Here is an 8759-nt window from a genome sequence, read left to right as displayed (position 1 = left end):
ACCCGCTTCAGTAAATGGAGTAACCCAGAGGGGTCAGTTTTTCCTTGAGCGCGTCGGTCTGGTAGCCGTGGATCACGTCCTGGCCGATCACGGTCACCGGCACGCCGTTCGAGCCGAGCGCACGCGCCGCGCGCTCGCCTTCCGGTGTATCGACGTCGAGCACGCGATAACGCACGTTCGCCTGCTCGAAGTCCTTCTGCTGCTTGCGGCAGTAGCCGCACCATTCCGCCGCCAGCATCACGATCTTGGTCTGTCCGGTGAGCTGGCGCGGGTCGTCCGGATGCAGCTGCTGCGGTCCGGCGCCGAGCATCGCCGCGACGTCGCCGCCCAGCGCCTTGTAACCGACCACGCCGAGCGCGAGCGCGCCGGCGATCCACAGGACGGTGACCACGCGCATGCCGGAATTCCTTCTTCGATCGCCGCTGACGGTTCCGCGCCGGACTCAGACGAGTTCGGCGAAGAACTCCTGGAAGCGCTGCAGGCCCGGCGCCAGCTGCGGCGTCGGACAGGTGTAGCTGATGCGCAGCGCGCGCGGCTCGCCGAACGCCGAACCCGGCACGCAGGCCACGCCCTTGGTTTCCAGCAGCGCGTTGCACAAGTCCATGTCGTTGCCGATCTTCAGGCCGCTGGGCGCGTGGGTCTTGCCGAACGCGACGCTGATGTCAGGGAACACGTAGAACGCGCCTTGCGGACGCGGGCAGACCACGCCCGGGATCGCGTTCATCACCGCCATGACCTGGTCGCGCTTGGCCTGGAACTCCGCGCACTTCTGGGTCGGGATGTCCTGCGGACCGTTCAGCGCGGCGACCGCGGCCGCGGTGACCATCTCCGGGATGTTGGTGATGTGGTTGGAATTCATCGTGGTCAGAGCCTGGGCCACGGATTCCGGACCGGCCATGAAGCCCACGCGCCAACCCGGCATGCCGTAGGTCTTGGACAGCGAGTCGAGGAAGATCACGCGGTCGCGCAGCTCGGGGCGCGCATGCACGAAGTTGTGGTAGCCCACGCCGTCGAACACCATGCGGTTGTAGATGTCGTCGGTGATGACCCAGGTGTCCGGATACTTCACCAGCACATCGGCCAGCGCGTCGATCTCGTCCTTGCCGTAGACCATGCCGGTCGGGTTGGACGGGTTGTTGAACAGGAACACCCTGGGCTTGCGCGCCAGCGCGGCGTCGAGCTGCGCGGGGGTGAGCTTGTAGTCCTGCTCGGCCGGGCACGGCAGCAGATCGATCTTGGCGTTGACGATCTCGGCGATGTCGAGATAGCTGGTCCAGTACGGGGTCGGGAAGACGATGGTGTCGCCTTCGTCCAACAGCGCCTCGGCGATGTTGTAGATCACGTGCTTGGCGCCGATGCCGGTGGCGACGTTGACGCGGCCGTAGCCGGTCAGGCCGATCTTGCCGATGTGCTCCAGGAAGGCGTCGAGCAGAGCGTCGGCGCCGCGGTTGCTGCCGTACTGGCCGCTGTCCTTGCTCAGCGCCTCGCGCACGGCGGCGTAGACGTGCTCGCCGGGCAGGAAGTTGGGAACGCCGATCGAGAAGCTGATGATGTCGCGGCCTTCGGACTTGAGCCGCTTGGCCTTTTCGGCGACCTGCATGATCGCGCTGGGCTTGGCGCGACCGATGCGCCGGGCAAGCTGGGGCATCGTGAAACCTCGTGGGGTGGTGTACGACGGATGCGGGGAGGGGTGCGAACGAACGAGCTGCGTTCGGTGTCCGAATGCATCCGGAACCACCGGAATCGAGCCCCAAAATGGTAGCACAGCGGCATCCGCGCGCCGGCCGGCGCGGGCTGGCGACGCCAGCGGCGACGGTGCCTGCGTGGGTGCCGGCGGGACTCGACCGCTTATCGGTGCGGGACGGCGCGGAAACTCCACTCGCGGCCGCGGTGAGACTGCGCCGCGGTGGAAAACACTGTGGGAGCGGCGTAAGCCGCGATTCGACCCGCCCTGGGGCCTCGATCGCGGCTTACGCCGCTCCCACAGGAAGCCGGGCGGTGCCGGCGGGGCCGCCGCGGCCGGATCGACCGCGGGGCCTGGTACCTCAAGATCCTGGCAAGCCGGCAGAATCTGGCCGGTAGGATCTGACCCGTCGAATCAGGCCGGTACGATCAGGACCGTAAGATCAGACCCTTAGGATCAGGCCGACAGGATCTTGTTCCACTCGGCGACGCGGTCGGCCTTGGCGGCCAGCGCGGCGGCGGCGTCGCCCTCGATCTTCACCGAATTGATCTTGTCGCCCTGCTTGACGGCGTCGACCACGTCCAGGCCTTCGACGACTTTGCCGAACACGGTGTGCTTGCCGTCCAGCCACGGGCAGGCGATGTGGGTGATGAAGAACTGGCTGCCGTTGGTACCCGGGCCGGCGTTGGCCATGGACAGAACGCCGCGCTCGTGGGGCAGGCCGTTGCGGGTCTCGTCTTCGAAGCGGTAGCCGGGGCCGCCGGTGCCGGTGCCCTGCGGGCAGCCGCCCTGGACCATGAAGTCGGCGATCACGCGATGGAAGTTCAGGCCGTCGTAGAAGCCGCGCTGGGCCAGATTGACGAAGTTGGCGACGGTCAGCGGCGCCTTGTCGGCGGCGAGCTCGATGCGGATCGGGCCGCGGTCGGTGTCGAAAGTGGCGGTCAGGCTCATAGCCGTCTCCTGGGCAGTGGATGGGGGTGTCGGGTCCGGAAACCTGCCGCCGACATGGCGACGGACCGGCCAATTCCCAAGCATACCCCACCCCGTTCAGCTGAATGGGCAGCTTTAGCTATAGACAGGTATAATGGTCGGCTTCTTCCGGCCTTCACGCTCTTCACAAAGAGCGCTCTTCGCATGTCCATCCAAAACCTTCGCAATATCGCCATCGTCGCTCACGTCGACCATGGCAAGACCACGCTCGTCGACTGCCTGCTCAAGCAGTCGGGGACCCTGTCGGAACGTACGGTTTTGGCCGAACGCGCGATGGACAGCAACGACCAGGAAAAGGAACGTGGCATCACGATCCTGGCCAAGAACACCGCCATCACCTGGCAGGGCAACCGCATCAACATCGTCGACACCCCGGGACACGCCGACTTCGGCGGCGAGGTCGAGCGCGTGCTGTCGATGGTCGACTCGGTGCTGATCCTGGTCGACGCGATGGACGGCCCGATGCCGCAGACCCGCTTCGTCACCCAGAAGGCCTTCGCGATGGGCTTCAAGCCGATCGTGGTGGTCAACAAGATCGACCGCCCGGGCGCGCGTCCGGACTGGGTCATCGACCAGGTGTTCGACCTGTTCGACAAGCTCGGCGCGACCAACGAGCAGCTCGACTTCCCGATCGTCTACGCCTCGGCCCTGCACGGCTACGCCAGCCTGGACGACAGCGCCCGCGACGGCGACATGACCCCGCTGTACGAAGCGATCATGAAGCACGTGGCGCCGCCGCAGGTCGACCTCGACGGTCCGTTCCAGATGCGCATCAGCCAGCTGGACTACAGCAACTTCGTCGGCCTGATCGGCATCGGCCGCATCCAGCGCGGCAAGGTCCGCCGCAACATGCCGGTCAGCGTGGTCGACCGCGAAGGCAAGAAGCGCCAGGGCAAGGTCCTGCAGGTGCTCGGCTTCATGGGCCTGGAACGCATCGAGACCGAGGAAGCCGAGGCCGGCGACATCGTCGCGATCTCCGGCGTGGCCGACCTGAGCATCTCCGACACCGTTTGCGCGCTCGACACTCCGGAGGCGCTGCCGGCGCTGACCGTGGACGAGCCGACGATCAGCATGACCTTCCAGGTGAACAACTCGCCGTTCGCCGGCCACAAGGAGCTCAGCGGCGGCAAGTTCCTCACCAGCCGCCAGCTGCGCGAGCGCCTGGAGCGCGAAACCCTGCACAACGTGGCGCTGAAGGTCGAGGAAGGTTCCGATCCGGACAAGTTCCTGGTCTCCGGCCGCGGCGAGCTGCACCTGTCGGTGCTGATCGAGAACATGCGCCGCGAAGGCTTCGAGCTGGCGGTGTCGCGCCCGGAAGTCATCATCAAGGAAATCGACGGCCAGCTGATGGAGCCGGTCGAGCAACTGGTGGTCGACATCGAAGAGCAGCACCAGGGCGGCGTCATGGAGAAGCTCGGCGTCCGCAAGGGCCAGCTCAAGAACATGGAGTCCGACGGCAAGGGTCGCGTGCGTCTGGATTACATGATCCCGGCCCGCGGGCTGATCGGCTTCCAGAACGAGTTCCGCACCCTGACCCAGGGTTCGGGCCTGCTGTTCCACGTGTTCGATCATTACGGTCCGAAGGAAACCGGCGCGATCGCCAAGCGCATCAACGGCGTGATGATCGCCAATGCCGCCGGCACCACCCCGGCCTACTCGCTCGGACCGCTGGAAGAGCGCGGCCGCCTGTTCGCCGCCGAAGGCGACCAGGTGTACGAAGGCCAGCTGGTCGGCATCCACTCCAAGGACAACGACCTGACCGTCAACGCGATCAAGCCCAAGCCGCTGACCAACATGCGCGCCTCGGGCAAGGACGACGCGATCAAGCTGACCCCGGCAATCAAATACACGCTGGAACAGGCCCTGGACTTCATCGAGGACGACGAGCTGGTCGAAGTCACCCCGAAGGAAATCCGCCTGCGCAAGAAGTTCCTCACCGAAAGCGATCGCAAGCGCGCTTCGCGCGCGGCCTGATCGCGGCCAGGCGGCGCAACCGAACGCACCGCGTGAGCGAAGAAACGCACTACGACCCGCGACCGCAGGCCCACCCGGGCCTGCACGTGATCGCCCTGGTCGAAGCCGGCAAAGGACTGCTGGCGCTGCTCGCCGCGAGCGGCCTGGAACTGCTGGGTCCGGCGCCGCTGCAGCGCTGGATCCACGAACTGATCGCGCGCTTCCACCTCAATCCCGAGCACGGCGGACTGGCCAAGTTCGCCGATGCGATCAGTCCGCACTCGGTGCACCTGGCCGCGGCGGTGGTGCTGGCCTACGGCGCGCTGCACGTGGTCGAAGCCTGGGGCCTGTGGCGCGCCAAGGCCTGGGCCTCGTGGCTGGGCTGCATCGGCGCCGCCGCCTATCTGCCTTTCGACCTCTACGCCCTGTACAAGCACCCCGGCTGGATCGCGGTGGCGGTGCTGGCGATCAACCTGATCGTGGTCTGGGTGCTGGGCCGCGACCTGTTCAAACGCCGCCACTGAAGCGGCGCCCTCGCCTTCTCCCAAAGCCGCACGCTGCCCGCGCTCGGGCATACTCCGCCCAGTCCAGGGCTGGGGAATGCCGATGCCGTTCTTGCCGAGACTCGCCGCGCCGACCCTGGCGCTGGTACTGAGCGCCTGCGCGATAGCGCCGGCCGCGAATAAGCCCATTCCCGCCGAATCCGCGACGGATCAAGCCGTCGCGATCAGCGTCGTCGCCGATCCGCACGGCATCGCCGAAGCCGACATCGAGCAGCTCGCCGCCCTGCAACGCGACGGCAAATTGAGCAGCGTCCAGCTGACCCAGGCCTACCTCGACCGCATCGCCGCGCTCGACGACGCCGGGCCCACGCTCAACGCGGTGATCGAACTCAACCCCAACGCCCTGCTCGAAGCCGGCCGCCTCGACGCCGAACGCAAGGCCGGCAAGTTGCGCGGGCCGCTGCACGGCATCCCGGTGCTGATCAAGGACAACATCGACGCCACCCCGATGGTCAATTCGGCCGGCTCGCTGGCCCTGGCCGAGCACCGGCCCAAGACCGACGCGCCGCTGGTCGTCGCGCTGCGCAGCGCCGGCGCGGTGATCCTGGGCAAGACCAACCTCAGCGAATGGGCCAACTTCCGCTCCACCCATTCGATGTCGGGCTGGAGCGCGCGCGGCGGCCTGACCCGCAACCCCTATGCGCTGGACCGCAGCGCCTGCGGCTCCAGCAGCGGCACCGGCTCGGCGATCGCCGCCAGCCTGGCCGCGGTCGGCGTCGGCACCGAGACCGACGGCAGCATCCTCTGCCCCGCGGCCATGAACGGCCTGGTCGGCCTCAAGCCCAGCGTGGGCCTGATCAGCCGGGCCGGCATCATTCCGATCTCGGCCAGTCAGGACACCCCCGGCCCGATGACCCGCAGCGTCGCCGACGCCGCGCGCTTGCTCAGCGTGCTGGCCGCGGCCGACGCCGGCGGCGATGCGGCTGCGAAAGCCGCGAGCGGGCATCGACTGGACGACTACACCAGCGCGCTCGATCCCGGCGCGCTCAAGGGCGCGCGCATCGGCTTCCTGCACGAGTCCGGCGTCGGCTACCAGCGCGAACTCAATGCCGCGCTGGAACGCGCGATCGCGACCCTGCGCAAGGCCGGCGCCACCGTCATCGACGTCGAGATCCCGACCGCCGGGCAATGGGACGAGGCCGAGTACGAAGTGCTGCTGTACGAATTCAAGGACGGCCTGCAGCGCTATCTGCGCGACAGCGACGCACCGCTGCGCAGCCTGGACGAAGTGATCGCGTTCAACCGTGCCCACGCCGATCGGGAGTTGCACTACTTCGGCCAGGAGCATTTCGAACGCGCGGCCAAGCGCGGTCCGCTGAGCGACGCGCGCTATCGCCAGGCCGCCGCCAAGGCGCGCCGGCTGGCCGGAGCGGAGGGCATCGACGCCGTGCTCAAGCGGCATAAGCTGGACGCGCTGATCGCGCCCGCCACCGGCCCGAGCTTCATCGTCGACCCGATCAACGGCGATCATTTCAACGGCGCCGGCTACGGCGCGGCCGCGGTCGCCGGCTATCCCAGCCTGACCGTGCCGATGGGCGACGCGCAGGGCCTGCCGCTCGGGCTGGTGTTCATGGGCCCGCGTTGGAGCGACGCGCGCTTGCTGTCGCTGGGTTACGCCTTCGAACAAGCCACCCAGGCACGCACGCCGCCGCGTTATCGGTCGACGCTTAGCCCGTGAGCGCCGGGTTCGCGGCGATCAGTCGCGCAAGAACGCGCTGGTCGTCGACCACAACGCGGTCCGCCGTGGCTGCAGATGCAGCCAGTGATTGCCGCCGGAAATCTTCACGTCGCGGCGTTCGGCCGCGCCGCTGAGCTCGGCGAACAAACGAGCCGCATCGGCATCGGTGGTGACGTGGTCCCACTCGCCTCGCACGATCAAGATCGGCTGGCGCACGCGGGCGTTGTCGACCAGATTCTCGCCGGCCCACAGCCGGTCGATATCGGCGATCGGCGCATTCGGAATCCGCACCGACGGCGGGCTGCGCGTGGCCGATTCCGGATCGGTGGCCAGATACGCCGCGCACCAGCGTTCGATTTCCTCCGCGCTCACCGGCGTGGGCGCGTCCGCCGGCAGTCCGGAGCGCTGACGCGGCCGTTGCTCCGCCGAGCCCATCAGCGCCCAGGCCGGCGCGGCCGCTTCTTCTCGCGGCCCTTCGCGGGTCGCCACCGGGCCGAACAACACCAGTTTGCTCACCGCCTCGGGATGCTCGATCGCCGCCTGCCGCGCCGGCAGCGTGCCCCAGGAATGGGCGATCAAATGGATCGGCGCGCGCGGACGTTGCCGGCGGATCGCGGCGATCGCCGCCGCGATCTGCGCGGCGGCCATGCGGTAGTCGCCCCAAGGCGGCGCCGAGTGCGGATCGGCGCCGAACACCGGCGGCCGCTCGGATTGGCCATAGCCGGCGAAGTCCAAACCCCAGGCGTCGAAGCCTTGCGCCTGCAGATGATCCAGCCACGACACGCCCTGCATCCGCCAACCGACCGATAAATCGCAAGGGAACGTCGCGCCGTGCACATACAGCGCCACAGGACCGGCGGCCGGCTGGCGCAGCAGCGATAAGCGCAGCGTGCGGCCGTCGTGAATCCAATCGACCGAGCGGCGTTCGCGGCGCCCGGGTACGCCGGCGGCCGCGCCCGGCAGCGCCGACATCGCCATCGCCAGCATCGGCAAGCGCATCAAATCGCGTCGTTTCATCGTAGCCACCGCCTCGGGAAGTGCCGCGATTGTGCGCACTTGCGCCACGGCAACGCTTCGACCAACATCGAACCATGCGAGCACGTCCCGCCGCCATGGCGCAGGCCACATCCGAACACGCCAGATCCGAGCAGGCTTTGGCCGAGATCGCCGCCGCGATCGGCGACCCGGCGCGCGCATCGATGCTGGTGACCTTGCTCGACGGCCGCAGCCGCAGCGCGGGCGAACTGGCCGCCGCTGCTGGCGTCGCGCCGCAGACCGCCAGCACCCACCTCGCCCGGCTCGCCGCGGCGGCGCTGATCGACACGGAAAAACAGGGCCGGCACCGCTATCACCGGCTCGCGTCCAGCGAAGTCGCCGATGCGGTCGAAGCCCTGCTGGGCCTGAGCGGAAATCTGACCGCTCGGCAATCTGGCGCGATCGCGCTCGGCCCCAAGGACGCTGCATTGCGTCACGCGCGCAGTTGCTACGACCATCTGGCCGGCGAACTCGCGGTGGCCGTGGCCGATGCCTGGCAACGCAACGGCTGGATCGCCGCGCAAGCGCAAGGCTGGACCTTGACGCCCGCCGGCGGCGAACGGATCGCACGCCTCGGCATCGCCCTACCCGATCCGAATCGACGCCGTCCTGGCCTGCGCGCTTGCCTGGATTGGAGCGAACGCCGCCCGCACATCGGCGGACAACTCGGCACCAATCTGCTCGATGCCTGTCTGGCCCAGGGACTGCTGCGCCGGCGGCGCAACTCGCGCAGCCTCGACGTCACCGATGCCGGCGCGCGCGTCTTGCGCGATTGGGCCCGGCCGGTCTGAATGCCGGAGTTTCGCGGCGACGGCGTAGCGCAAGCCGGCATTTTCGGACGCCACAAACACGAAGC

Annotated in this window: 8 protein-coding genes; 4 read left to right on the top strand and 4 right to left on the bottom strand. The window is 68.2% G+C overall.

Annotation, left to right across the window (positions count from 1 at the left end; all coding sequences use genetic code 11):
• Window positions 1–7: 7 nt before the first annotated feature.
• From ASE10_RS04895 to ASE10_RS04885, 3 genes are all read right to left on the bottom strand, one after another.
• Complete coding sequence (locus ASE10_RS04895; RefSeq protein WP_055902397.1) at window positions 8–397, bottom strand: glutaredoxin domain-containing protein; 390 nt, start codon at window positions 395–397, stop codon at window positions 8–10.
• Between the two features lie 45 nt (window positions 398–442).
• Window positions 443–1648, bottom strand: coding sequence for a pyridoxal phosphate-dependent aminotransferase (locus tag ASE10_RS04890; RefSeq protein WP_055902395.1), 1206 nt, complete (start codon window positions 1646–1648; stop codon window positions 443–445).
• A 492-nt stretch (window positions 1649–2140) separates the two neighbouring features.
• A complete protein-coding gene (locus ASE10_RS04885; protein WP_055902393.1) occupies window positions 2141–2635 on the bottom strand; it encodes a peptidylprolyl isomerase in 495 nt (164 codons plus the stop codon).
• A 183-nt stretch (window positions 2636–2818) separates the two neighbouring features.
• Between ASE10_RS04885 and typA the strand changes: the two genes are divergently transcribed.
• The 3 genes from typA to ASE10_RS04870 all read left to right on the top strand — a co-directional run bounded on the left by typA (window position 2819) and on the right by ASE10_RS04870 (window position 6868).
• A complete protein-coding gene (typA, locus tag ASE10_RS04880) occupies window positions 2819–4648 on the top strand; it encodes a translational GTPase TypA (RefSeq protein ID WP_055902391.1) in 1830 nt (609 codons plus the stop codon).
• Window positions 4649–4680: 32 nt separating this feature from the next.
• The gene (locus tag ASE10_RS04875; protein ID WP_055902389.1) at window positions 4681–5151 is read left to right on the top strand and encodes a DUF2127 domain-containing protein; all 471 of its coding nucleotides are present in this window, start codon (window positions 4681–4683) and stop codon (window positions 5149–5151) included.
• 121 nt (window positions 5152–5272) lie between these two features.
• The gene (locus ASE10_RS04870) at window positions 5273–6868 is read left to right on the top strand and encodes an amidase (RefSeq protein WP_235565805.1); all 1596 of its coding nucleotides are present in this window, start codon (window positions 5273–5275) and stop codon (window positions 6866–6868) included.
• Window positions 6869–6886: 18 nt separating this feature from the next.
• On the opposite strand, the gene ASE10_RS04865 is transcribed toward ASE10_RS04870, so the two are convergent.
• Window positions 6887–7885, bottom strand: coding sequence for an alpha/beta fold hydrolase (locus tag ASE10_RS04865; protein WP_055902385.1), 999 nt, complete (start codon window positions 7883–7885; stop codon window positions 6887–6889).
• Between the two features lie 74 nt (window positions 7886–7959).
• On the opposite strand from ASE10_RS04865, the gene ASE10_RS04860 reads away from it, so the two are divergent.
• Complete coding sequence (locus ASE10_RS04860; RefSeq protein WP_200944120.1) at window positions 7960–8694, top strand: helix-turn-helix transcriptional regulator; 735 nt, start codon at window positions 7960–7962, stop codon at window positions 8692–8694.
• Window positions 8695–8759 lie beyond the last annotated feature (65 nt).

It is taken from the genome of Lysobacter sp. Root76 (assembly GCF_001428685.1).
Classification (GTDB): Bacteria; Pseudomonadota; Gammaproteobacteria; order Xanthomonadales; family Xanthomonadaceae; genus Lysobacter.
The sequence above is the reverse complement of the archived record's forward strand: the minus strand, read 5'-3'. Positions and strand labels throughout refer to the sequence as shown.